We start from the raw sequence: 24,086 nt of genomic DNA, 5'->3' as shown, positions 1-24,086 counted from the left end.
GTGTTATTGAAAAATGCGTGTGTCAATGGGGTTTCTTGTTGTGTGCGTGTGTTAGATGGGATCATTGCGCAGATAGGCACGCATTTAAACCCCCAAGCCCAAGAAATGTTTTTAGAGTGCGGGCATAAGACTTTATTACCTAGCGCGATAGATTTAGGGGTGTTTTTACACAGCCTAAGCGCGTCCACCTACACACATCTTAAAGCGCAAGCGTGCATGGGGGGGGTGGGCTCTTTAATGGGTGTGCCTCTAGCTCCGCTCTACTCTCTTAAAGAAGCGCATATGGAGCCCCTAGAGTTCGTGCAAGAGTTTAGCGACAACGCTTTTAGCCCCCTAGATTATGGCGCAACTAGGCAGGCTATCGCGCACAAAGACATCGTCTGTTTGCACCCCCTAGACACCAACCAACGCCTGCAAGATTTAGCTCTATTGCGCGCCGCGCTCCCTGACTCTATTCGCGCATGCTTGTATCTCTACAACCTAGAAGGGCAAAAACTTCTGCCCGTGTTAGATTACGCGCGTATGCTCGATCTCAAACTCATTTGCGGGGTGCGGGGTTATGAGGGGCGTTTTAGCATGGGGATAATGGATCAAACCTCCTTGGCTTACGAGCTAGGTTTGCCTAGTGTGAGTCCGCTCATCCAAGTTAAAGAAGTGGGTAAAGTGGGGGCTATGGCTTTGCACACAGGGTTGGATATTTTGTTAGATAGCGTGGTGGAACCCGATGCTTTTAATGTCATTAGGGCTTTGAAAACTCTAGGCGCTCCCCTGTGGGTGCAAACCCCCCTACACCATTTGGTTTTAGATGAGAGCGTTTACCAACACTACGATCCGCGCACCAAAATTCTCCCCCCTTTAAAAACTAAAGCCACCCAAATGCGCTTGCGCGCCTTGCTTGCCACAGACATTGACATCTTGACCAGTTTACACTACACCCACCCTCTGCACTTACACATCTTCGAGGACGCGCCCTTTGGGATCAGTAGCATTGACGCTTTTTTCCCCTTAGCCTACACGCACTTGGTTAAAAGTGGCTGTATTAGTTTGTCAAGATTAATAGAGCTCATCGCCACGAATCCGGCACGCTTTTTAGGGCTCAATTGTGGGAGAGTCGAGGTTGGTCAAGAGGCGCGCTTAATGCTAGTGGATTTAACAGCCCAAAGCCAAGTGGATAACCCGGCTAGCATTTACCATAACCAAGTGTTAGACGCGCGCATAGAGTGGATCATGCAAGGCGATGAGGTGGTGTCTTTATGCAAGAGCTAGAGATCATTGGGGCGCGTGTAGTGGTTACTTGCGATGCCTCTTTTAGGGTGATAGAACATGGGGGCGTGGCGATCTCTAAGGGACAGATTATAGAGGTAGGATCACTAGCGCGTTTGAAAAGCGTGTATGCGCGCGCACGCGTGGCTTTTTACAAACATGGTCTATTGATGCCAGCGCTCACCAACGCCCATATCCATTTTGAGTTTTCCAGCCATAAAAACACCTTTACTTATGGGAGTTTTGAGAATTGGTTAACTAGCGTGATCCAACACAGAGATTTGGTGTTCCGCCACGCCCAAAGGCATATCTGCCACGCCCTGCGCGCCCAAATGCAAAGTGGGGTGGGGAGTGTAGGGGCTATTAGTAGCTATGGCTTAGAGCGCGAAATTTTAGCCCATTCGCCTTTAAAAGTGGTCTTTTTCAATGAGTTGCTTGCCAGCGCACCCCTAGAGCAGAGTTTTCAAGACTTCCAAGCGCGCTATGCCCAAAGCCTCAAGCACAAAAGCGCGCGTTTTATCCCGGCTATTGCCATCCACGCGCCGTATTCGGCGCATAAGCAACTCGCTCAACGGGTGTTGGAGGGTATAGATAAGCGCACCCCTGTTTGCGCGCATTTTTTAGAATCGCAGGCTGAATTAGAGTGGTTAGAGAATCAAGGGGGTTGGTTTGCGCGCTTTTTTCAAGAAGTCTTGGGAGTGGCTAAACCCATGCCTTCTTACACGGGAGTGCTAGATTTTTTAAACCTGTTTACCAACAAACACCTATTGCTTGTGCATGCCCTCTTTGCCCGTTTGGAGCATCTCAAACACGCCCAAGAGATCGCCACCCAAGCCCACATCATCACCTGCCCTAGGTCTAACCGCCTTCTAAGCGGGCATCTGCTAGACCCTACGCGTTTGCGCCCTTTGGATTTGCCTTACGCGTTGGCTACCGATGGGAAAAGTTCTAATTTAGATGTGAATCTCTTAGAAGAATTGCGCCATGCCCTCTTTGCCCTACCGGGTAATCTAGAAGACAACGCCTTAGAACTCTTGTTAGCCTGTAGCGCACGCGCTAGCCAAGCCTTGGGCTTGAATAATGGGAGTTTAGAAGCGGGCAAGGACGCGGATTTAGCCATTTTCACATGCCAAAAAGCCCACACCCCCCTAGAGATCGCCCTAAGCCTCATACAGGCTAAAAAAGCCCGCGCTCTCTATATCCAAGGAAGGCGCGTTTTTCCCTAGTTTTAAGCCAAATTCAGCTACACTCGAAAACATTGTGAATAAGGGATTTGATGGAATTACACCTAGCCAAACAGAGCAGAAAACACACCAGTAAGAGTCTCAAGGTGCGCCTAGAGGACTTGCTAAACAAATACCACCACCATAACGAACATGTCTTCTACTTCGCGCCCACCAACACGCACAAGGACATGTTAAACGCGCTTGCTTGTTTAGAAAAGCAGGGCTATAAGGCGTATTTAAACGAAGTGAAGATCAGCGCGGACGACAAAGATTTTATTTACGCCCTACATATCATTTAGGAGATGTATTTGCAAAAGACCCTTTATATTGAAACGATGGGTTGTGCGATGAATGAGCGGGATAGCCAGCACTTGGCTGGTGAGCTAGCCAAAGTGGGCTACACCCAAATTGATGACCCCAAACAAGCCGATTTGATCTTGTTAAATACCTGCAGTGTGCGCGAAAAGCCTGAGCGCAAATTGTTTTCAGAGATTGGGCATTTTGCTAAGATCAAAAAAGGGGGGGCTAAGATCGGGGTATGCGGGTGTAGCGCTAGCCACATGGGGGCTAGCATTTTACAAAAAGCCCCCAGCGTGGATTTTGTGCTAGGAGCGCGCAACATTTCCAAGATAAGCCAGATCATCCACCAGCCCAAGGCTGTTGAGGTAGCCCTAGATCATGACGATAGCCATTATCTCTTTGAGAGCACCCAAAGCGCGCTCAAAGCCTTTATCAATGTGTCCATTGGATGCGATAAACATTGCACCTATTGCATTGTGCCCCACACACGCGGCAAAGAGATCTCCATTCCCCTAGACTTGATCTTGAAGGAGGCTAGGCGTTGCGTAGAGCGAGGGGTTAAAGAGATCATCTTGTTAGGGCAAAATGTCAATAATTACGGCGCGCGTTTTTCTAGCGCGCACCCTAAGGTGGATTTTAGCGCGTTGCTATGCGCTCTGTGCGCGATTGAGGGTTTGGAGCGAATCCGTTTCACTTCTCCCCACCCCCTGCATATGGACGATGCTTTTTTGGAGTGCTTTGCGCGCCACCCCAAAGTATGTAAGAGTATCCACATCCCTCTGCAAAGCGGTTCTAATGCGATTTTAAGGGCGATGAAACGCGGGTATACCAGGGAGTGGTATTTAAATCGTGTAGCAAAATTGCGCACGCTTGTGCCCGAAGTGGGGATTGGCACGGATATTATCGTGGGTTTCCCCGGAGAGAGTGAGGCGGATTTTCAAGACACCCTAGATGTGGTGCAACGCGTGCAATTTGACACCCTCTATAGTTTTGTTTATTCCCCCCGCCCCTTGACCCCGGCAGCCCATTTAGAACCCAAGGTGCCCACCCCCATTGCCAAAGATCGCTTGCGCCTTTTGCAACAATGCCACCAAGAACTATTGACCCAAAAAGCCAAGCGGGAATTAGGCAAGGTCTATGAAGTCTTAGTGGAACACATAGAACAAGGGCGCGCGCAGGGCAAAAGCGATCAAGGGCGTTTGTTGAGTTTTGAAGCCCGGGGGGTGAGTGTGGGGGATTTGGTGGCCGTGCAAGTGGTGGCGCACCACAAGGGGAGTTTGCAAGCCCAACGCTTAGGGGCTTAATTTGTGTTAAAACGCTTGCGTAATGGAGTGGTGCTAAAAGCCTTGCCCGTGCTATTGTATTGGGTGTTGTGGCTGTTATTCAAGACTTGTAAAAACCGCTTTTTTTTAGCGCAGAGTCTGCAACGCACCTCTTTTATCGCCAGTTTTTGGCATGGGGAGATCGCTATGTTGCCCTTTGCTTACCTACGGCTTAAAAAAACTCCCAATCTCTATGTGATCGCCAGCCAACATTTTGATGGCTCTTTAGCTGCAAGGCTCTATGAGTGCTTTGGCTTCCATGCGATTCGAGGTTCTAGCAAAAAAGGGGGGGTGAGAGTGCTTGTGGAGGGGATCAAACACCTAAAGGCGGGAGCAGATGTGGGGTTAACCCCAGATGGTCCTAGGGGACCTTATCATAGCATCGCCGATGGTGTGGTGGCTTTAGCGCAAAAAAGTGGGGTGGGCGTAGTGGTGTGCCGTGTGATCTTTGCTAACGCCTTCACCTTTAACACTTGGGATCGCTTCCAGCTCCCTAAACCCTTTTCAGAAGTGCGCTACTACATGCAAGAACCTTTCTTTATCCCTAAGGACATGGCTTTAGAGCAGGCTAAGGCGTTAGTGGCGACACGCATGCAGGAGTGTGGCTGATGTGGCGCGCGATTAAGGGGATGTTCTATGACACCATTAAAGAATTGTTCTTTTCTGATGTCTTTATCTGTTTCAATGTGGATCATGAGATTTTAGTGGGGCGGGTGGAACATCTCAAACGGGGCAAAACCTTAGAAGTGGTGAATAAAGTCTACGCGCTCAAAAATGGGGTGATCCCCATTAAAGCCCTGAAGGACGCTAGAAATTTCACGCGAATCTACCCCTTTTCTTATCTGTGTGGCATGGCTAAGAGTTTGGATCAAGGGGTGTGCCCCAAGGAACATTTGGAGCACTATGCCCCCGTGCCTAAGAAAGAGTTGGTGTTTTTAGAAATAGATCAGCATTACTTTTTCATCCCTAAGAAATCCCTCAAAGAGGAGATCGCCTTCTTTGAAAGCGCGCTCTTCAAGGCAGACTATATTTTTTCGCCCTTCTTACTCATGTATGGCTGCATCCGCCCTAATTTACAAGAATGCGCTACCTTGTATGCTATGTTGGAGTATTCTAGGCTCTGTGTGCTCATCACGCACCACAAAAAGATTTGCTACGCGCAATGCTACAATCTAAAAATCCCCGAACATTTGAGTGTGGACACTAAGGAGGAACAAGAGGACTATGCCCAAGAGGAAGTCTTTTTAAAATCCCTATTGAGTTCTATGGAAGCCAATTTGACTCACATGGGCGATACCGCCCAAATGCACGAGCAAATCCCGGGTGAAAACACGCCCTCCTCTTCAGCCCAAGAGATCAAACTCTTAGAAGAAGAAAAAGCCACCCTTGGAGAAATTGTCAGGCTTCTGCAAGACAGCCTCAAGCAGGCTTACAAGCACCCTGTTTATCCCCTAGAGGACTTTGTGGAGCAAGCCTATATCCTCAACACCTACCAGGTAGGATCGCGCATGTTGGAGAAATTGCAAGATGAGTTGATGTTGGAAGTGTCTTGTATCCCCATTTCTGTCGTGGAACAATTGAGTCTATTTGCCCGCAGAGAACAGAACGATGATGCGCTATAGTTATAGTAAACCCCACGCCAAACACATGGTTAGCCCACACACGAAGGTGTGGGTATTTTACATGGTGTTGGCGGTGGGTTTAAGCGTGTGGATGGCGCATTTTTTAAACCAAGAAAGCCGTGTAGCCAACCACAGAAGTGAGATCGCCCAAGTGGAGAGCAATATCTATGGGCATGAGAGCCAACGGGTGCGCAGCAAACACAAGCAATTGGAAAAAAGAGTCCAAGAAGTGGATCACAAGAAAGTTTACATTCTCAATGTCAGGGATTCAATCAAGGGCATTTTGGAGATCATTCCAGATTCCATCACGATCCAATCCATCACCATTGATTATTCCAGCCTCACCATTAAAGGGATCGTGCCCTCTAAAGAAGTGTTCCAATTGTCCTTACAGCAGCGCCTCAATTCCATTTTTGAAAATAGCCAAGTTAGCTTCTACCCCATGGGGAATGGGTCATTTAGGTTTGTGTCCAATAATTCTTCTGTCATACCCTTCATCGACAAGGACCCCAAATGAGCAAAGAAGCCCAAGAGAGCAAACAGGAAAGCCACTTTACCGAGAGCGTAGCCTTTGAGAGGCTGGTTAGAAACTCCCTATTCACTCTGATGTTTTTCCTCTTGGCGATCCTCTCTGTGCGTTTTTTGGTATGGGACAATTTAGAGAAGTTTCGCTCCCAACATGGCGATGAAGTGCAAAAACTCATGATCATGGCGCACAAGCAAAAAGCCTTTTTTGAAACCTTTGCAAACTACCAAGCCTACAAACACTCCATCGCGTCCAAACTCGCCCACCCTAGTTACCAAGATAGTATTAACACACTCAACCAGCTTCTCAAACAACACTTCACCCAAGTGCAAATCCAAGCGGGCACTGAGGACAAACACTCCCAAGCCGACATTATCCACGAAATTTTCTACATCAAAGCCCATGCCCACTCTTTAGACGATCTATATACCTTTTTAAAAAACATGCTCAATATCAGCAATTATGCCCAAGTGGCACTTCCCATCAGTATCACCAAACAAAAGCACGATTTGGCTTTAGAGTTTAGGATTCACATTGAATACAGAGTTACAGAGTTTTAAATTTGACCCAAAGGCTTGCGCTTCTTGCGGGGCGCGTTGTTGCAAGGGCGCGGGTTATGTGTTTTTGAGTGTCATGGAGATACAAGAGATCGCGGCATTCTTGCAGATGTCCCTCGATCAATTTGGGAGGCGCTATCTTAGGCGTGTAGGGCATGCCTACAGTTTGCTAGAGCGCGCAGATAGCCAAAAAGCCTGCGTGTTCTTAGACATCCCAAGCCAACGATGCCAAATCTACCCCGTGCGTCCCAAACAATGCCGCACCTACCCTTTTTGGCACAATGACAAAACCCCTCAAGAGCGCGCGTTAGAGTGCCCGGGGGTGGTGCTTGAGTAAATCAAATGTGGAGGATTTATGCTATATTTTACTAAAGGAGCCAACATGAAAAAAACGACTTCTTTTAGGCGCAAAGGCGCGCTATTAACCATGACGCTTGCTAGCATGCTTTTTGCCCAAAACTTAACAGAAGACCAACAAATTCTCATCACTTCCGATGCGTTCCATCGGGGCGATTTTGCCACCGCCAAGCGGGGCTATTTGCATCTCTACAAGGAAACAAACAACATTTTATATGCCAAAGAAGCGGCGATCTCTGCGGCAAGTTTGGGCGACATTGGCACCGCCGTGAAACTAGCCATGCTCTATAGGAAAATCACCAAGGACAAAAAGGATGTCTCTATCAATAAGATTTTAGTAGATGGCTATATCCAAACCGGGCAGACTGACAAGGCGATCGCGCTCTTGGAAAATATCCGGCGCGAAGACAAGTCCTTGATGTTAGATGATGTGCTAGGTTCTTTGTATTTGAGCCAGAAACGCTACGACAAGGCGTTTTCTCTACTCAACCGCTTTTACAACCAAACCCATAGCGAAGATAGCCTAGAGAAACTCATCACCATCTATTTCATGCAAAATAGCCACCAAGAGGCGGTGAGTTTGCTCAGTTCGCATCTAAAAAATTATGGCTGTTCGCCCGATCTGTGCCAACGCGCCTACAACACTTTTTCGCAACTCAATGAGTTGGACAGGGCTAAGGATGTCTTTGGGGCTCTGTATGAGAGAGATCCCATCGTGCAAAATGCCCAACTCTACATCGCTGTGTTAGTGGCGCTCAAAGAATTTGACAAAGCCCAGAAGATTGCCGAGAATTTCCCCTTTGATCGCCGCTTGCTTTTAGACCTCTACACCGCGCAAAAGAAATTCGCTCTAGCCGCCAAACAAGCCAGCCTCATCTACAATGAGAAAAAAGACCCTAGCTTTTTAGCCCTAGAGGCTATTTACACCTACGAGCATCTCAACGCCCTGCACACCCCCAAGAAATCCGAAGTGGTGAAAATCACCCAAAAACTAGAACGCGCCATCGCCGAGCGCACCCAGAATCTCAAACGCACTAAGGGGGATATGAATCCCCAAGACGCGTTTTTTTACAATTTCTTGGGCTATTCTCTCATCGATTACAATTTAGACATCAAAAAAGGCATCGCCTATGTCAAAACCGCCCTAGAGTTAGAACCCGACTCTATTTTCTATTTGGATTCTCTAGCGTGGGGGTATTACAAATTAGGCGAGTGCACGCAGGCTAAAGATGTCTTTGCTAAGATCGACTCTCAAGAAGTCAAAGCCCAGCCCGAACTCAAAGAGCACGCCGATGCAATCGCCAAATGCCACTAGATTTAGACACCCTAAAGCGCTATCTAGAGAACAAACAGGCTTTAACCCCCCTAGAGGTTTTGGGGCGCACTCTAGCTTATAACCCCTATGTGCCCAGACTCAAGGCTCAGGATTTACGGCGCGCCCAAGATCATCCCCAGCAGATTGTACGCCTCAATGCGGGTCTAGAACTGGAAGTTTTGCTAGAGCGTTTGGAGTGTGTAGCCAACGCCCTCTTGCTGGATTTCACCCCCCTTTACACCCCCACACCCCCCCTAGAGAGTTTAGACCTGCTAGGCTATGTGCGCCGTCTAAGCTCTAAACCCCTCATCCACCAAGATTATTTTTTAACCCCCTACCAACTCTTAGAAAGCCTAGTGCATGGGAGCGATGGGGTGCTCTTAAACGCACAACTCTTGGGCGCACAGCTCAAGGACATGTGCGCCTACGCAAGCCGTCTAGGGCTATTAGACATCATAGAAGTGCGTTGCAAGGCGGATTTGAAGGCGAGCGTCTTGGCTAGGGCGAGCGCGCTTTATTTGAGCCAAGATTTTGCTACCCTTTTAGAACTCACCCCCCAACGCTTCCTCATTCTCAAAAACTTTGACGCGCACGATTTGGAGCATTACGGCGTGGACGCGCTGGTTTACCCCTAACTCCCAGCGATTATTTTTTTCACAGATGTAATATATTATTTATTTATTCAATAAGAGTTAAGCTTTTATTATATACAATCAAAATATATTACTAAACAAGTTAGGATTCATAAATGAAACAAGTTAATCAAAATCCTAGTGTGCTTTTAGGAAAGAATCAAACACCAAACACGCTCCCCTCTTTGGCACGCGCCCTCCTGACCTTGAGTTTAGTGGGAGTTGCAAGCCTCTATGCCGAGCAAGAAACCCATACCCTAGGCAAGGTTACCACTTTAGGCGAACGCACCTTTGAGTACAACAACAAGATGTATATCGAGCGCAAAGAACTCCAGCAGCGCCAGAGCAACCAAGTCAACGATCTCTTTAGAACTAGGGCTGACATCAATGTGGCCGGGGGAGGCTTGATGGCACAAAAGATTTATGTCAGGGGCATGGAAAGCCGTCTACTCAGGGTTACCATCGATGGGGCAGCCCAAAATGGGAATATTTTTCACCATGATGCCAACACCGTGATCGACCCGGGCATGCTCAAGGAAATAGAAGTCATCAAGGGGGCAGCCAACGCCTCAGCAGGACCCGGGGCGATCGCGGGGAAAATGGCGATGGAAACCATCGGGGCTAATGACTTCTTGCGTAAAGGGCAAAATTATGGGGGTAGTGCTGCGGTGAGTTTTTACACTAATTTTGGGATGCGCTTTAACACCATTGCTGCTTATAGGGCTGAAAAGTGGGATATACTGGGCTATTTCACCCACCAAAACATCTTTTATTACCGCGATGGGAATAACCTGATGAAAAATCTCTTTAACCCCACCTACGACCTTAGCGACCCCTTTGCGAGCGATAAAGTGATTGGTAGCCCTAGCGAAGAGAACAATGTCCTCTTTAAGATCAACACCTATTTTAACGACAGGGACAGCTTGGCGGTGAGCTATAACATGACGCGTTACAATTCTACGCGTCTATTGCGCCCTAATACCACAAGCGCGATGAGTAAAGCCAATGATCCGGGCACCCAGCCTGCGCCCTTTGTGATAGACTTTGGCAAGGAACTTGCCCACACGATCAACTCTAACAATAATCTCTCTTTCAAATTCAACCATGAGGGTGGGGAGAGTTTCGATCAACCCCGTATCACTTCTACCGCTTTTTTGAGTGTCCGCAATGGGAATTACAATCCCGTCAATAACCCCTTTGCACTCAGCTCTGTAGAACCCACCAACCCAGAATACATCGCCAATGTGCAAACATGGTGCGCGCAAAACCCTAGCGAATGCACCAAAGGGAGTATCACACCCCTATCCACAGGGGGTTATCGCATGACAGATAATAGCACGGGGACTCAGATGGTGCCCAAATACCCCGAATACCACATGGCACCCCCCACCAGTGGCACAAATGGCTGGACCTTGGGCAACGCGGATGCAGAGGGCACTCTGCAACGCGATATTTTCTTGATCAACTCTGGGGTGAATGTTAAGGTGCAACACCCCATTAGCGAGGATTATGGCAATGTCTTTGAATACGGCGGGATTTACCAAAATCTCAGCGTGTTCTCTGGTCTGCCAAGGGGCAATAATGGGCTTTACAAGGGCAATATTAACCCTAATGACCCCACTGGTCCGGGTCTGCCCTATCGCCACTACTATGTGGACCCGGGCACAGAATACCAACAAAACATGAGCTCGCCCAATGCGATCTACCGCGGGTTGCCCCAAAACTCCTATGCCATCGGGCATATCATCGGGGGCTACATGCAGGCTAACTACAATTTCTTAAAAAATCTCATCGTGGGAGCGGGGACGCGCTATGACATCTATCTCTTGCAAGATAAGGATGGTCAGCCCCATATGACTTCTGGGTTTTCTCCCAGCGCGACTATTCTTTATAACCCCATTGACGCGTTGGGCTTGAAACTCAGTTATGCCTATGTAACTAAGGGCGCGTTACCCGGCGATGGGGTTTTGATGCGCGATCCTTCCGTGATCTACCAAAAGAATTTGAAACCAGCTATAGGGCAGAATGTAGAATTTAACATCGACTACAACAACCCCTATTTCAATGTGCGCGGGGCGGCTTTCTACCAGGTCATTAACAACTTTGTCAACTCCTATGGGCAGGACACTTCCAAAAATGGGGGTGGGAACGCCACAGCCAAGAACTTGACGGGCAATTTACCCCAAACCATCGCCATCTTTGGGTATGAGATCAGCGGGAATGTCAAATACAAGAATTTCACGGGCACTTTCTCCTTTGCGCGCTCTTGGCCTACAGCAGCTAACCCCACTGGGTATCCCAAGGGGTATTACTTGCTAGCAGACACCTACGCGCTAGCGGCCACCTATGGGAATGTGGTGATCTTAAAGGGGGATTACACTTTCCCTAGAGCCGGACTCACCTTCACATGGCTTAGCCGTTTTGTTACAAATATGTTTTACAATGGCTATAGTATCTACTACCCGGGCTATGGTTTGATGAATATCCACAAGCCCGGCTATGGAGTGAGTAGTATCTTTGTCAACTGGTCGCCTCCGTCTGGACGCATGAAGGGTTTGCTCTTGAGCGCGGTTTTCAATAATATCTTCAACAAGCAGTATGTTAACCAAACTTCGGTGTGGCAGGCTAGCGCAGACGCGCCCCATGAAGATATGATCGCCACAGCCGGGCATATCCGCATGGCTTTGCCCGAACCCGGGTTTAACGCCCGTTTTGAGGTTTCTTACCAATTTTAATGCGGGGAAACCCGCCCGCTAAAGAACCCCCTCAATGGAATTTTGTTACCATGCGCTCCAAATTTTTTTAAGGAGTTTGTATGCTTTTTGGTGTCATTGGGGTGGGCGGGTTTATCGCCCCCAAACATTTACAGGCGATTCAAGAATTAGGGCATGTATTAGATTGCGCGATGGATGTCCATGATAGCGTGCGCATTTTGGATCAGTATGGGCTAGATTGTGAATTTTTCAACGATCTAGAAGACTTGCACCAATACCTGCAAGATTGCAAGGAGCAAGAGAAATATTTGGACTACATGGCAATTTGTAGCCCTAACTACCTGCATTTTGAGCACATAGAATTTGCCCTCTCGCATGGCGCGCATGTGATCTGCGAAAAACCCCTTGTGCTAGACCCTAGCGAAATTGATGAGATCGCCGCGTTGGAAAAAAAATACAATAGGCGGGTTTTCAATATTTTACAATTACGCCTGCACCCCAATATCATCCAACTAAAAGAGGATGTGCGCGCCGAATTACTCAAAATCCCGGACAAGATTTATGAGGTGTCCTTGACCTATTTGATCTTGCGCGGGAAATGGTATCTCAACTCTTGGAAAGGCGATGAAAACAAGAGTGGGGGGCTGGCGACCAATATTGGAATCCACTTCTTTGACATTTTGCTAGATATTTTTGGGGGCGTGGTAGAAAATGTGGTGCATGTGCACCAAAATGATTGCATGGGCGGGGTGTTGAGCCTAGAACACGCCAAGATTTCGTGGTTTCTCTCTATCAATCCCGAACATTTAGGCGTGCACCGCGACAACGCTTATCGATCCTTAGTGCTAGAGGGCAATGAAATTGACTTTAGCGATGGCTTTGACGATCTGCACACCCAGAGCTACAAACAGATTTTAGAAGGGGAGGGGATAGGCATTGAGAGCGCGCGCCCGGCTGTTGCGCTCGTCAATGCCATTAGGTGTATGCCGGTTAGCGATTTAGACGAAGAGTGCCACCCTCTATGCCACAAAGCCCTAAGCGATTCGCCAGCACCCTAATCGCGCAGGGGTGGGTTTTAGTGTTGGGGGCGTTGTTATTGGGTGGGTGCGCTAAGCAGGCGTATTTAAAGAGTGCTAACAAAGCGCGTTATGCCCAAGACTTCCAACAAGCCATTGCAGACTACCAAAGGGCTGGGGAGTTGGGTAGCGCACGGGCGTATGAAAATTTGGGCTTTTTTTACTGGGAGCGCGCGCCCAAAGACATCACAAAAGCCGTTGTTTCTTTTAGAAAAGCGTGCAAGTTAGGCTCTAAGCAGGCTTGCGCGCTGGTGGCACGCCCCTCTGAGAGCCAAGCACCCACCTATTTAGAAGGCTTGCTCCAAGCCGGTTATACTAATGATCGCCCAAAGATTATGGCTTATTTAAACAAGATGGCACAAATGGGGATCGCACGCGCTTATTTGGCTCGTGGGCTACTAGAAGAGAGCACTAACCCTAAGCAAGCCCTCTTGGACTACCAACAAGCGGGTAAAATGGGGGATATGCAGGCTTACCACACTTTGGGCTGGATTTATGAGCGGGGTTTATTAGGGGTGCACAAAGACATGCACCAAGCGATCAAATATTACAAACGGGGCGCAAAACTAGGCGATCCTTATGCTTGTCATAGCTTAGGGGTGATTTATTGGACTGCTCAAGGCGTGTCCAAAGATCGCAAAAAAGCTAAGAAGTATTTCCTCAAGGCTTGCACACTAGGCTTTAAAGGGGCTTGTGATATGCTCAAAGTGGAGTGGGGATCTGTGCGTTTTTAAAGGTTTTTATCTTGTTTTGATCTAGCCCATTGGTATTTCTCACACTCTTTTTAGGGGATTGGTGCTTGGTTAGTCTTCTTGTATTAGAGTGTGCCCCATGCTAGGTTCTTTGTGTAGATTTTTGATCTTAATATCGTTAGGGGGGTGCTTGATGTGTGCCAAGCCCAATATTTACATTTTAGCCACAGGGGGCACGATTGCGGGGAGTTCTGCAAGCGCGCTCAGTAGTGCTTATAAGTCAGGCTCGTTGGGCGTAGATAGCCTCATTGGGGCGATTCCACAGGCTAAAGAATTAGCCCATCTCAAAGCCGAACAAGTGAGCAATATCGGCTCTCAAGAGATGAATAACACCATTTGGCTTAAACTGGCTAGGCGCGTGCAGACTTTACTCTCTGAAAAAGGCGTAGATGGGGTGGTGATCACGCATGGCACGGACACGATGGAGGAGAGTGCTTACTTTTTAGACTTGGTGATCAAGAGCCATAAACCCATCGTGATGGTGGGCGCGATGCGTAACGCGGATTCTCTAAGTGCTGATGGTCCGCTCAATCTCTACAACGCCATCGCGCTGGCTTGTAGCCAAGAAGCTAGGGGTAAGGGGGTGTTGGTGCTTATGGATGAGAATATCCATGCCGCCAGAGAGGTGAGTAAAACTAACACGACCAGCGTGGCTACTTTCAAGTCGCCCAATAGCGGTCCTTTAGGACAAGTCCTCTATGGGCATGTGCGCTTTTACATGCAACCCTTGCGCAAGCACACATTGGAAAGCGCGTTTGACATCGCTGAAATCCACGATTTGCCCCGCGTGGATATTCTCTATAGCCATGCCAACGATAGTGCAGACTTTGTGCAAAATGCGCTAAAACACGGGGCTAAGGGGATTGTGAGCGCAGGATTAGGCAATGGGAATCTCTACCCAGCCGTGCTAGACGCGTTAGCTGACGCGGCTAAAAGAGGTGTGGTGGTGGTGCGCTCCTCTCGTGTGGGGAGCGGGTTTATCACTAATCCCGGGGAGATTGATGATGCGCAATATGGCTTTGTGAGTGGAGACAATCTCAATCCCCAAAAGGCTAGAGTATTGTTGATGCTAGCCTTGAGCCAACATGCCAACCGCCAACAAATCCAGCATTACTTCGACACACATTGAACCATTAGGATTTTTGGCGTATACTTCTAGGGACTTTTTTAGTAAGGGGTTATTCGTGTTTGTGGAGCGTTTGTTAAAAGTTTCTTTATTATCCTTGGGTTTGTGCGCGTCCTTGCAAGCTGGCAAGCCCAAGCCCATCAACCCACAGGACTTGATCAAAAAAGCCCTACAGGCTAATTTGATGCCCATGCCAACAGGCAAGGCTTTGGACAAATACCTCAAGGATAAGGTGCATAACTTGGGGATTTCTTACAAGGGAGCAGTGCTCACAAAAGCCCAAGTGGAATTAGGGAAGATGCTGTTTTTAGACCCTAGAATCTCCACTTCTTATCTCATCTCCTGCAACACATGCCATAATTTGGGGCTGGCTGGGGTGGATATGGTTTCGCGCGCGGTGGGTGAGGGGTGGAAACCCAACCCGCATTTTTTAAATTCTCCTACGGTTTATAATTCCGTTTTTAATGCCGTGCAGTTTTGGGACGGGCGTGCCGCACATCTAGATGAACAAGCCAAAGGTCCCATCACCAATCCAGTGGAGATGAACGCCGATCCCAAAGTCGTGGAGGCTAAGATCAATTCCATGCCTGAGTATGTCAAGGCTTTTAAGCGCGCTTATGGGAATCATATCAAGATCGATCTCAACCTCATCGCCGATACCATTGCCATGTTTGAAGCCACTCTTAACACCCCTAACCGCTTTGATGACTTCTTGCGGGGCAATGTCAAGGCGTTGAGTCTCAAGGAACAAGAAGGTCTTGCCCTCTTTTTGGAAAAAGGGTGCACAGGATGCCACAATGGGATCAATTTGGGCGGGACAATGCAACCTTTCCAAGTGGCTGCCCCTTATGAGTTTGCCAATGTGGGGGATTTCAAGGGGAATAAAGATGGACTCATCAAAGTGCCCACCTTGCGTAATATCTTAGAAACCATGCCCTATTTCCACAACGGGCAGTATTGGGATATTAAAGACGCGATCAAGGCGATGGGCGCGGTGCAACTAGGAATCCATATCAGCGATGCGGACGCTGCCAAGATCGCTACTTTCTTTGGCGCGCTTACGGGTAAAAAACCCACTATCACTTACCCCCACCTACCCACCATTACAGACAGCACCCCTAAACCACAGGGGATCATGGAAAAGGATATGCCAGCTAAAAGCACCCCGGCAAAAGCACCAGCTAAGAGCACTCCCGCTCCAGCTAAAAGCACCCCGGCAAAATCCTAATTAAGCACAAAGACGCGCGCATTAGGTTATAATGTGCGCTTTTAATCTAAAGGAGAGTTTATGGCTCGTAGATGTGATGTAACCCTTAAGGGACCCATGGTAGGCAACCATGTCAGTCATGCAAACAACAAGAGCAAAAGGCGTTTGCTCCCCAATTTGCGCACGATTCGCATCACCTTAGAAGACGGCACGAAACAAAAAATCCGTGTGGCAGCTTCCACTTTAAGGACCATGCGTAAAAGCCACTAGTCCGTAAGGACGATGTTTAATTTTAAGCCGCTATTCAAGAAGAAATCCCCTAAAGACGACCCCGCGCACCAGATCAACGCGGAGCTTTACGCCCATCTTAAGCTCTTTGCCCCACCGCTGGTGCTAATCCAGCTCTTCATTCTCTTAGGCACTTTGGGCTATTTAGGCTTAGAGAATTACTCTTTAATGCAGGCTTTCTTTCAAACTTCCTACACTTTCACGGCGACCGGGTTTGGAGCCTTGGATGAAAGCAAGTTTGGGACATGGAGCATCTTCTTAAGCGTGCTGATCATGTTTTGTGGGGAAGCTTTGATGACTTTCACGGTCGCCGTGTTGATTGGGATCATCAATAAGGGGGTTTTAGCCAAACTCATTAGGGAGAAAAAGATGATTTACAAGATCGCGCGTTTGAAAAACCACTATGTGATCTGCTACCACAATGAATACACCATAGAACTTGCCAAGCAATTTAGAAGCGCGCAAATCCCCTTTGTGGTGGTGGACGATAACCCTGAATTTGAAGAAGAAGCCATCAAATACAAATACCCCTACCACATCGTGGGCGACCCACACACCAATTTGAGCATGCTCAAAACCAATTTAAGTAGCGCTAAGGGGGTGGTTACCTTTTCTAAAACCTTTTCCGTGAACATCTCTTTGATCGCCAATGTGCGCTTACTAGAAAAAGAATTAGGGCGTAAACCCTATTACATCATTTCCAGCGCGCACAATGATGAGGATTTAGAAAAGCTCAAGAAGCTAGGCGCGGATAGTGTGGTTTCACCCACAAAATTGATGGCGCAACGGGTGAGCGCGATGGCGATTCGCCCCGATATGGAAAATATTTTAGAACGATTCATTTACAAGAAAGACACCTTGCTAGACTTAGAGGAAGTGATCGTGCCTAAAGAAAGTTGGCTGGTGCAACGCAAACTCAAAGAAGCGCATTTTAGAGAGATTACTAAAGTCTTTGTGATCGGGATTATCCAAAAAGACGGGCGTTACATCCCCATGCCCGAGGGGGATACCATCGTGGCGAGCGAGGCGAAGTTGTTGGTGATTGGGACTTCTGAGGGGGTGGCTAAATCCAAAAACTTGGTGTTGCAACACCAACGCCCCAGAGAAGTGGATTATGTAGCGCTGTAGGCGCGCAACAAGCGTTCTTGCTTGAAGTGTTGGTAATCTTGTGTGGCGTAGTTGGCAAAGGGGGTGATGGTGATCCCTCCGCGCGCGCTAAAATACGCCTGCACTTCTAGGTATTTAGGGGCTAAAAGCGCGACTAGATCGTTTAGAATTTTACCCACACAATCCTCCCCAAAAATCCCCTCATTGCGGAAACTAAATAAGTAGAGCTTGAGCGATTTGCTCTCTAGCATTTTCAAATGCGCGATATAGGCGATACGCACGCGCGCAAAATCGGGTTGGGCAGTGATGGGGCATAGGCTGGTGAACTCTTGACTTTCTAGGCAGGTAAAAATGTCCTGCCCGGGGTGGGGGTTGTCAAAAGCCTCTAGCAGGTGGGGGCTGTAGTGTTGTGCGTAGCTGGTCTTACCCCCCAAGTGGCTAAGGGAATTAGGCATGCAAGACTTCTTGGCAACGCCCACACAGGCTACCATGGGAGGCTAAAAAACGCCAACAGCGCGGACATTTCTCTAAAGAGGCTTTGGTTAACACGAACTCGGGAGTGTCCAATAGCACCTCTTTAGCACTCCCCTCCCATGCGCTAGCGCAACTGACCATCAACCACTCCGCATAATGGGGAAATTCCATATCCTTGGGATCTTTGAAGTGGATTTGCACCTCTAGAGAGGTTTTGACTTGCTTGCTTTTCTTGAGCGCGTCCAAGCCTTCACTAAAACGCGCGCGCAATTCCAAGGGACGCTCAAACTGGTTTAACACTCCCTGTGCCCCCTCAAATAAAACGGGCATTTTTAGATCAAAGACTCCCTCCCCAGCCAAAGCCACCTCTTTAAAGAGATCGCTAGCGTGTTCTAGCACCTCCTCAATGGTGTAGGTGAGAACGGGGGCAAGCGCAAAGCTCAAATGGTGGGCTAGATAAAGCATGGTGGTTTGGATCGCGCGCCTAGCGGGGTTATTTTGATCGTCGCAATACAAGCTGTCCTTGCAGATGTCCATGTAAATGCCGCTTAAGTCGTTAGCGATGAAGGTGAATAATTTTTGCAAACCCTTCACAAAATCAAATTGCTTGAAATGCTCTTGCACCTGCATAAAGACCTTAGAGCTTAGGGCTAAAATCCACGAATCGATCAAGCCCAATTCTGGCAAGGGGGTGAGGCTTTTTAGTCCAGCGGTGTTAGCCAGCAAAAAGCGCAAGGTGTTACGCACTTTTTTGTAGCCTTCCGCTGTTTGGGCGAAAAACTCATGGGAAACGCTCAAATTGTCTTGGTAGTCGTTCATCACCACCCATAGGCGCAAAATGTCGCTCCCATAAGTGCCCAATACATCATTGAGGGAAAAGACATTGCCCTTAGACTTGCTCATCTTATGCCCCTTAGAATCCACGGTAAAGCCATGGGTAAGCACCCCTTTAAAGGGCGCGCGCGAGTGCTTGATGCAACTTAGAAGTAAAGAGCTTTGGAACCACCCGCGGTGTTGGTCGCTCCCCTCTAACACTAAATCGCTGGGGTAAACCCCTAAGCGCTCCTCACACACCGCCTTAAAGGTGCTCCCGCTATCAAACCACACATCTAAAATGTGGGTGTTTTTTTCTAAATTAGGGGCTAGGTGTTTGAACGCGGGTGGCAAGAGCTCCTCCACGCTTTGCTCCCACCATGCGTTACAGCCCTTCTCTTTGAAAATGTTGTAGATGTGCTTTAACACCTCTTCTTCTAGCAAGGGTTCTTGGGTGCGCTTATCTAGGAAGAAAGCCATGGGCACGCCCCAATTGCGCTGCCTAGAAACACACCAATCTGGGCGTTGCTCTAGCATGGTTTTAAGACGATTTTTGCCTTGTTTGGGGTAAAAGGCGACATCTTCAATGGCTTCTAAAGCCACTTGGCGTAAGGTTTTTTCACTCCCATCCTCTTGCTTAAAGGGCGTATCCATCATGATAAACCACTGCGTGGTGGCGCGGTATAAGATGGGCTCATGGGTGCGCCAACAATGCGGGTAGGAGTGCGTGATAGTGCTGTGGTGCAACACATGATCGCCTAGTAGCTCGATGATCTGGGGTTGGATTTTAAGCACATGCTGACCCAAAAACTCTTGGGGCAATAGTTTTTTTTGTAAGATTTCCTCGTTGTAGCGCCCGTAATCATCTACAGGCACCAAGACCTCCAAGCCATATTGCAGGCACAAACGATAGTCCTCTTCCCCGTGCCCGGGGGCGGTGTGCACCGCGCCACTTCCCTCTTCTAAACTGACATGATCGCCTAGTAAAACCACCGAATCGCGCTGGTTTAAAGGGTTGGTGCTCAGTGTTCTGTCTAATAATTCACTCTCAAAACTCCCGATGATTTCCCCGCTTAAGATGCCTTGGTTGAGTAATTTTTGGGCTAAATCCAGCGCGGCAATATGCCCCTTGGAGGTGATCGCGTAGGTGGTTTTGGGTTTGAGCGCGATGCCCACATTAGCCGCTAGTGTCCAAGGGGTGGTTGTCCAGATCACAAGGGCAAATTCCTTAGGGCTCTCTTGCGTGCTAAAATGCGCCTGCTGTGCGAGCTTTTGTGCGCTTTGGGGCTGGAGGGGAAAACTCACAAAGATCGAATCGGACTGCTTGTCTTTGTATTCTACCTCCGCTTCGGCTAGCGCGCTCTGGCACGCCCAACTCCAATAGACGGGTTTAAAGCGTTGTTTGAGCAAACCCTTTTTGGCAGCGATGCAAAGCATTTCATAAATACTAGCTTCAAATTCATATCTGTAGGTTTCATAGGGTTTTTCATAATCCCCCACCACCCCTAAGCGCAAAAACTCCTCGCGTTGCACATCAATGAACTTTTGGGCGTGTTGGTAGCAACGATCGCGAAATTCTAGGGCATTTAGAGAGTGGCGTTGTTCAGGGGGCAACTTGTGTTGTGCGGCTTTAAAATCCTTTTCTACCTGTTGTTCTATAGGCAGACCATGGCAATCCCATCCGGGGACATAATCCACCTTCTTGCCCAAAAAGTATTGGTGCTTGACAATGACATCTTTTAGGATTTTATTGAGTGCGTGCCCGATATGCAAATGCCCGTTGGCATAGGGGGGACCATCGTGTAAGATGAAGCTTTGGGGCGCGCTTTGGCGCTGGGCTAGCATGTGTGTATAGACTTCTTGTTCGCGCCAGCGTGCGTAGAGCTTGGGGGCGTTGGCGATAGCGTTGGCTTTCATCGGAAAGGAAGTTTGGGGGAGAATCAGACTATCTTTATAATCTTGCATAAAAAAACCTTTGTGTTGGGATTATGGCAACTCTTCCACATACAAGTGGCTTTGAGCTTTAGGGATGGTTTTGAGTGTGGGGATCGCTAGCACGCGGTAAGACTTAGTGCGATCTAAATAGCTAATGGCTAACACATCGCCCACCTTGACCTCTTTACTGGGCTTGATCTTCACGCCATTTAAAAACACCACGCCCTCTTTAAGCATGTCCAGCGCGATCGCGCGTCTTTTTGTGATATTGGTCGCGTTTAAAAATTTGTCAATACGCATGCGCTATTGTAGCACAACACGCCTAAATCTGTGCTAAGATCGTCAAGGGATTTTGTTGCCTCCAGCGCGCTTTTATCCACTCAATGGAGGCTAAAGATAACAATCGAAATACGACATAATACTTTAGACAGGTGTTATCGTGGGGTTGGAGTGGAACGCATTAACTTTTGGAGGTTACGCTTTGCTTGTGGATGTTTTCTGGAGAACTGTCATGTTTTTGGGGAGTAGTGCTAGGAGCGTGTTAGGGCGTGTTGTGTTTGTCAGATGTGCGCTTATTTTGTTCGCTTTTATGTGTCTGGAAGCTAAAGATTTTGTGATTCACTGCCAAAAATGCATTATCACGGCTAATCTTAGCGATGCAGAGATTGCCCAAACCAAAAAAGAAATGGGCGAGGAGGCTTTTTATGTGATGGCTGATGATGTCAATCATGACCAGTATGAAATTAGGCGTTATGCCAAGGCTAATCATATCCCTTGTATTGTTGTGGATGAGGAGTATAATTATTTGGTTACACCCAAACAAAGAGTCAAAATGGAGAATAAATGGGGTTATTGGCTCTATGCGCAAGGCAAGCCCATCAAGTTTTTCCCCGACCTTTTTGAAGAGGACATCAATGCTTATTTTGCCATCAAACACCCTAAAACCCCCCAATAATTTACTCTGGGCTTAAAAACCCAAACTATGCTAGAACCCATGAAAAATACACGAGCAATTTTTACAAGGGCGTTATTTTTAATTCTTAGTTTGTGCCTTTCTTGGCACAGCCTGCACGCCTTAGAACTCAAAGAGGCGCAAGCGGTGGTGAAAAAATGGGTGGATGACTATTGGAAGCAGAATGCGGATGTGATATTAAAAGGGGAGTCATGTATCCACAATGATGCTAGCGAGCAGTGGAGCGAAACGATCTATGATCAAGAAGATGCCCGCACATTAACCAAAGGCAAACCCGACAAGTCTAAAGCCTACACCCTGATCTTTTATCAAGGTTGTATTATACCTATAGGGGCTCATCCCGATGATGCTTTGCACACATGCATGGGCATTTTGCATAAGGGGCAATTATCTAAGGGGTTTTGCACCGACACGCCCCTAGACATTGAGGTTAAAAATAATCTCTTGGTGATCTCAAAACAATACCAAGAGGTTGGATTCGATGATCATTACTCCGCCGACCAATATGCCTTTGAAATGTTGCGGGGGCGTTTTTATCTACGCACTTATAGCAAACAAGTTTTTTCTTGCCACGATCCAGATAATGCGCATGGATGTCCGGATCCGGGTCTAACTTATCTCTACTATTTGGGAGGCGATCTGATGAAATTGCTGGGTAGCCATCTTTATTACAGCCAACCTAGGGACGATCCACAGGGCAAATTTAGAATCTCTATGCAAGATTTTTTATATTTTTGGGGCAAGGAGGGGCTAGATGATTATGTAGGAGGAGATGACACGGATTTTTTTGGCAAGGGTGCACTCTTGTATAAACTAAGAAGCGCGTGTTTTAGGAGTCAAAAATGTAAGCATCTTAATCTCAAAGCCTTGCACAAAGTGTGCGACAATAATGATCTATACACGGCAGGGTATTGTTTAGATAGCACTGATTAAAGGGGGTTTTATGCGTTGGGTTGTCATTTTATTATTGTGTTTGCAAATCGCCCATGCCTTTAGTTTTGAGCAAGAGGTATCTTGGCTGGGTGATGGCAGATGGTCTAATTTTGAAACCGCCTACCCTGAATGGTTTTGTGATCGCTATAAAGCTAAAGATCAAGCCCTGCACGATCAGGTGATTTGTGATGTTTCTGATGTAGGCATGACAGAGTTTAGCAACATTGCCCTAACCATGCTCCATCGCTTTTATGCAGATTATTACCACTATGTGCGTGCACGCGTGCGCCCAGAGGATCGCCAAAAGGTGCGCCAAATCTCTTTAAAATACATTTATAAGGAGGGTAAGGAGTGCAGTGCTATTATGCATGAGCAATACAGCTTGGCAGAAAAAGAGGGCACCAATCCACACACCATGCCCCTTTTTGAAGAGATTAGATGCATGGAGGAGAATTACACCCGTGCTTTTCAAGAGATCACACGCCTACTTTTCAACAACCCGACATACACGCCCATTTTTGCGCAATTTTTCTACCCTGATGCCTCTAAATACTACAAACTCATTTTTGTGAGTAAAGACCAAGAGGCATTAGCCAATGAAGACCCTACTGATAATGGTTACTCTGATACTTTCATGGGGCAGGTAGCACAGGATAATTTGATCGATCAAAGAGGCAGATGGCTCAAGCCAGAGCTTAAAAAAGCCCATGACAGGGTGCAACAATGGTTAGCCACTTATTTAAAGGGCAAGCACACCAAGAAATTCACAGCCAACATGCAAACCATGACACACCACCAAGAGACTTACACCTTTATCTTTGCGGCTTTTAACTATGGAAGCTCGCATTATTACACCTGCATGGGGATTTTGCATGCTAAACACCTAGAGCGCGGGTTTTGCACGGATAGAAAGGGCTTTGATGTGGGCATGCAACTTTTCATTAAAGGGGCTTTTTTTACTCTCCGTGTGAGCGGTCGTTTAAAGCCGGGTGATCGTGCTTATAGGGATTATTTCACTTTCAAGCTGGTTAATCATTGGTTTTATTTGCACCAATATAGCCAAGAAGTGCTTACCTGTAGGGGGAGTTGTTATAATTTGGATTATGACGCATCAATACTACGCACCCAAATTTTTTACCGCCAAAGTAGGGACGACCCCCAAAGCCAACACCCTATTTCTTTGCAAACTTTCTTTGAGAGCCTGCGCAATAACAACCTTTGGAATATGTTGCATCCAATTAAAGCTTCTATGCCCTAGATGCCAAGGGCAATTATACAGATCATGCCTATATTCCCTCAAATACCCTAATCTTTACATCTACCTCCATAGCACTAAAACCCTCTTAGAAACCATTTATAGTCTGCAAGGCTAGTTGCAATTCCCACAAGACTCACAGACCCACATGCGGGTGGAGATTATTTACTAAGGTGTCTTTGCGCTGGTTTTTTAGTGGCTAGAATGAGCTATCCACCCCTTAAGTGTCCAAAGTGCAGGGCACCTCTTTTGAGTTTTTTCATCTACCCCCTAAACTTAGCCACCACTAAGACCTCAAATTCGCCTAGTGGCA

Annotated in this window: 24 protein-coding genes; 21 read left to right on the top strand and 3 right to left on the bottom strand. The window is 47.6% G+C overall.

The annotated features are described in order from the left end of the window. From EAO33_RS00120 to EAO33_RS00035, 18 genes are all read left to right on the top strand, one after another. Window positions 1-1,266: an amidohydrolase family protein gene (locus EAO33_RS00120; RefSeq protein ID WP_120943755.1), complete on the top strand. Its 1,266-nt coding sequence runs from the start codon at window positions 1-3 to the stop codon at window positions 1,264-1,266. Beyond that, window positions 1,254-2,489, top strand: coding sequence for an aminofutalosine deaminase family hydrolase (gene mqnF / locus EAO33_RS00115; RefSeq protein WP_120943752.1), 1,236 nt, complete (start codon window positions 1,254-1,256; stop codon window positions 2,487-2,489). Before EAO33_RS00120 ends, mqnF begins: the two co-directional genes overlap by 13 nt. Window positions 2,490-2,539: 50 nt before the next feature. Then, the gene (locus EAO33_RS00110) at window positions 2,540-2,788 is read left to right on the top strand and encodes an HP0268 family nuclease (RefSeq protein ID WP_120943749.1); all 249 of its coding nucleotides are present in this window, start codon (window positions 2,540-2,542) and stop codon (window positions 2,786-2,788) included. A gap of 9 nt (window positions 2,789-2,797) precedes the next feature. Beyond that, window positions 2,798-4,093 (top strand): tRNA (N6-isopentenyl adenosine(37)-C2)-methylthiotransferase MiaB, encoded by a 1,296-nt coding sequence (gene miaB / locus EAO33_RS00105; protein WP_407920450.1) that lies wholly within the window; start codon window positions 2,798-2,800, stop codon window positions 4,091-4,093. 3 nt (window positions 4,094-4,096) lie between these two features. Next, window positions 4,097-4,720, top strand: a complete 624-nt coding sequence (locus EAO33_RS00100) for a lysophospholipid acyltransferase family protein (protein WP_120943743.1) — start codon at window positions 4,097-4,099, stop codon at window positions 4,718-4,720. Beyond that, window positions 4,720-5,733: a hypothetical protein gene (locus EAO33_RS00095; protein ID WP_120943740.1), complete on the top strand. Its 1,014-nt coding sequence runs from the start codon at window positions 4,720-4,722 to the stop codon at window positions 5,731-5,733. The genes EAO33_RS00100 and EAO33_RS00095 overlap by 1 nt, the downstream gene beginning before the upstream one ends. Further along, window positions 5,723-6,250, top strand: coding sequence for a hypothetical protein (locus tag EAO33_RS00090; RefSeq protein WP_120944111.1), 528 nt, complete (start codon window positions 5,723-5,725; stop codon window positions 6,248-6,250). The genes EAO33_RS00095 and EAO33_RS00090 overlap by 11 nt, the downstream gene beginning before the upstream one ends. After that, window positions 6,247-6,819: a hypothetical protein gene (locus EAO33_RS00085; protein WP_120943737.1), complete on the top strand. Its 573-nt coding sequence runs from the start codon at window positions 6,247-6,249 to the stop codon at window positions 6,817-6,819. The genes EAO33_RS00090 and EAO33_RS00085 overlap by 4 nt, the downstream gene beginning before the upstream one ends. Next, window positions 6,794-7,153: a YkgJ family cysteine cluster protein gene (locus EAO33_RS00080; protein ID WP_120943734.1), complete on the top strand. Its 360-nt coding sequence runs from the start codon at window positions 6,794-6,796 to the stop codon at window positions 7,151-7,153. Before EAO33_RS00085 ends, EAO33_RS00080 begins: the two co-directional genes overlap by 26 nt. 45 nt (window positions 7,154-7,198) lie before the next feature. Next, a complete protein-coding gene (locus EAO33_RS00075; RefSeq protein WP_120943731.1) occupies window positions 7,199-8,488 on the top strand; it encodes a tetratricopeptide repeat protein in 1,290 nt (429 codons plus the stop codon). After that, window positions 8,479-9,123 carry a beta/alpha barrel domain-containing protein gene (locus EAO33_RS00070; protein ID WP_120943727.1) on the top strand — a complete coding sequence of 215 codons (645 nt, stop codon included), beginning with the start codon at window positions 8,479-8,481 and terminating at the stop codon, window positions 9,121-9,123. Before EAO33_RS00075 ends, EAO33_RS00070 begins: the two co-directional genes overlap by 10 nt. 113 nt (window positions 9,124-9,236) lie before the next feature. After that, window positions 9,237-11,855 (top strand): TonB-dependent receptor domain-containing protein, encoded by a 2,619-nt coding sequence (locus EAO33_RS00065; RefSeq protein WP_120943724.1) that lies wholly within the window; start codon window positions 9,237-9,239, stop codon window positions 11,853-11,855. A gap of 80 nt (window positions 11,856-11,935) precedes the next feature. Further along, window positions 11,936-12,892, top strand: a complete 957-nt coding sequence (locus EAO33_RS00060) for a Gfo/Idh/MocA family protein (RefSeq protein WP_120943720.1) — start codon at window positions 11,936-11,938, stop codon at window positions 12,890-12,892. After that, window positions 12,856-13,644: a tetratricopeptide repeat protein gene (locus tag EAO33_RS00055; RefSeq protein ID WP_120943717.1), complete on the top strand. Its 789-nt coding sequence runs from the start codon at window positions 12,856-12,858 to the stop codon at window positions 13,642-13,644. Before EAO33_RS00060 ends, EAO33_RS00055 begins: the two co-directional genes overlap by 37 nt. Before the next feature lie 151 nt (window positions 13,645-13,795). Continuing rightward, complete coding sequence (locus EAO33_RS00050) at window positions 13,796-14,791, top strand: type II asparaginase (protein ID WP_235852961.1); 996 nt, start codon at window positions 13,796-13,798, stop codon at window positions 14,789-14,791. Window positions 14,792-14,972: 181 nt separating this feature from the next. Beyond that, window positions 14,973-16,016, top strand: a complete 1,044-nt coding sequence (locus EAO33_RS00045) for a cytochrome-c peroxidase (protein WP_120944107.1) — start codon at window positions 14,973-14,975, stop codon at window positions 16,014-16,016. A gap of 60 nt (window positions 16,017-16,076) precedes the next feature. Then, window positions 16,077-16,265 carry a 50S ribosomal protein L28 gene (rpmB, locus tag EAO33_RS00040; protein WP_120943713.1) on the top strand — a complete coding sequence of 63 codons (189 nt, stop codon included), beginning with the start codon at window positions 16,077-16,079 and terminating at the stop codon, window positions 16,263-16,265. Window positions 16,266-16,277: 12 nt separating this feature from the next. After that, a complete protein-coding gene (locus tag EAO33_RS00035; RefSeq protein WP_120943711.1) occupies window positions 16,278-17,411 on the top strand; it encodes a potassium channel family protein in 1,134 nt (377 codons plus the stop codon). On the opposite strand, the gene queF is transcribed toward EAO33_RS00035, so the two are convergent. From queF to EAO33_RS00020, 3 genes are read right to left on the bottom strand one after another with little or no spacing between them, the layout of a single operon-like run. Beyond that, window positions 17,396-17,845 carry a preQ(1) synthase gene (queF, locus tag EAO33_RS00030; RefSeq protein ID WP_162982144.1) on the bottom strand — a complete coding sequence of 150 codons (450 nt, stop codon included), beginning with the start codon at window positions 17,843-17,845 and terminating at the stop codon, window positions 17,396-17,398. The two genes, EAO33_RS00035 and queF, sit on opposite strands and share 16 nt — an antisense overlap. Next, on the bottom strand, window positions 17,838-20,642 hold the full coding sequence (ileS, locus tag EAO33_RS00025) for an isoleucine--tRNA ligase (RefSeq protein ID WP_120943708.1): 2,805 nt from the start codon (window positions 20,640-20,642) through the stop codon (window positions 17,838-17,840). The genes queF and ileS overlap by 8 nt, the downstream gene beginning before the upstream one ends. Before the next feature lie 21 nt (window positions 20,643-20,663). Beyond that, entirely contained in the window at window positions 20,664-20,912 is a 249-nt protein-coding gene (locus EAO33_RS00020; RefSeq protein WP_120943706.1) for an RNA-binding S4 domain-containing protein, read from the bottom strand. 253 nt (window positions 20,913-21,165) lie between these two features. On the opposite strand from EAO33_RS00020, the gene EAO33_RS00015 reads away from it, so the two are divergent. The 3 genes from EAO33_RS00015 to EAO33_RS00005 are packed head-to-tail and all read left to right on the top strand — an operon-like array spanning window position 21,166 to window position 23,776. Next, a complete protein-coding gene (locus tag EAO33_RS00015) occupies window positions 21,166-21,567 on the top strand; it encodes a hypothetical protein (protein ID WP_235852875.1) in 402 nt (133 codons plus the stop codon). A gap of 39 nt (window positions 21,568-21,606) precedes the next feature. Then, the gene (locus tag EAO33_RS00010) at window positions 21,607-22,518 is read left to right on the top strand and encodes a hypothetical protein (RefSeq protein ID WP_162982143.1); all 912 of its coding nucleotides are present in this window, start codon (window positions 21,607-21,609) and stop codon (window positions 22,516-22,518) included. Between the two features lie 10 nt (window positions 22,519-22,528). Then, window positions 22,529-23,776 carry a hypothetical protein gene (locus tag EAO33_RS00005; protein ID WP_120943702.1) on the top strand — a complete coding sequence of 416 codons (1,248 nt, stop codon included), beginning with the start codon at window positions 22,529-22,531 and terminating at the stop codon, window positions 23,774-23,776. Window positions 23,777-24,086: the final 310 nt, after the last annotated feature.

Origin of the sequence: Helicobacter labacensis (genome assembly GCF_003660285.1) — a bacterium.
Classification (GTDB): domain Bacteria; phylum Campylobacterota; class Campylobacteria; order Campylobacterales; family Helicobacteraceae; genus Helicobacter; species Helicobacter labacensis.
Note: the sequence above shows the minus strand (reverse complement) of the source record. Positions and strands in the feature narration are given on the sequence as shown.

Coding starts and splice junctions, on each gene's coding strand:
- mqnF (WP_120943752.1), top strand. CDS start 1,254: ATGCAAGAGCTAGAGATCATTGGGGCGCGTGTAGTGGTTACTTGCGAT.
- EAO33_RS00110 (WP_120943749.1), top strand. CDS start 2,540: ATGGAATTACACCTAGCCAAACAGAGCAGAAAACACACCAGTAAGAGT.
- EAO33_RS00095 (WP_120943740.1), top strand. CDS start 4,720: ATGTGGCGCGCGATTAAGGGGATGTTCTATGACACCATTAAAGAATTG.
- EAO33_RS00090 (WP_120944111.1), top strand. CDS start 5,723: ATGCGCTATAGTTATAGTAAACCCCACGCCAAACACATGGTTAGCCCA.
- EAO33_RS00085 (WP_120943737.1), top strand. CDS start 6,247: ATGAGCAAAGAAGCCCAAGAGAGCAAACAGGAAAGCCACTTTACCGAG.
- EAO33_RS00075 (WP_120943731.1), top strand. CDS start 7,199: ATGAAAAAAACGACTTCTTTTAGGCGCAAAGGCGCGCTATTAACCATG.
- EAO33_RS00070 (WP_120943727.1), top strand. CDS start 8,479: ATGCCACTAGATTTAGACACCCTAAAGCGCTATCTAGAGAACAAACAG.
- EAO33_RS00065 (WP_120943724.1), top strand. CDS start 9,237: ATGAAACAAGTTAATCAAAATCCTAGTGTGCTTTTAGGAAAGAATCAA.
- EAO33_RS00060 (WP_120943720.1), top strand. CDS start 11,936: ATGCTTTTTGGTGTCATTGGGGTGGGCGGGTTTATCGCCCCCAAACAT.
- EAO33_RS00055 (WP_120943717.1), top strand. CDS start 12,856: ATGCCACAAAGCCCTAAGCGATTCGCCAGCACCCTAATCGCGCAGGGG.
- EAO33_RS00050 (WP_235852961.1), top strand. CDS start 13,796: ATGTGTGCCAAGCCCAATATTTACATTTTAGCCACAGGGGGCACGATT.
- EAO33_RS00045 (WP_120944107.1), top strand. CDS start 14,973: ATGCCCATGCCAACAGGCAAGGCTTTGGACAAATACCTCAAGGATAAG.
- rpmB (WP_120943713.1), top strand. CDS start 16,077: ATGGCTCGTAGATGTGATGTAACCCTTAAGGGACCCATGGTAGGCAAC.
- EAO33_RS00035 (WP_120943711.1), top strand. CDS start 16,278: ATGTTTAATTTTAAGCCGCTATTCAAGAAGAAATCCCCTAAAGACGAC.
- queF (WP_162982144.1), bottom strand. CDS start 17,845: ATGCCTAATTCCCTTAGCCACTTGGGGGGTAAGACCAGCTACGCACAA.
- ileS (WP_120943708.1), bottom strand. CDS start 20,642: ATGCAAGATTATAAAGATAGTCTGATTCTCCCCCAAACTTCCTTTCCG.
- EAO33_RS00020 (WP_120943706.1), bottom strand. CDS start 20,912: ATGCGTATTGACAAATTTTTAAACGCGACCAATATCACAAAAAGACGC.
- EAO33_RS00010 (WP_162982143.1), top strand. CDS start 21,607: ATGAAAAATACACGAGCAATTTTTACAAGGGCGTTATTTTTAATTCTT.
- EAO33_RS00005 (WP_120943702.1), top strand. CDS start 22,529: ATGCGTTGGGTTGTCATTTTATTATTGTGTTTGCAAATCGCCCATGCC.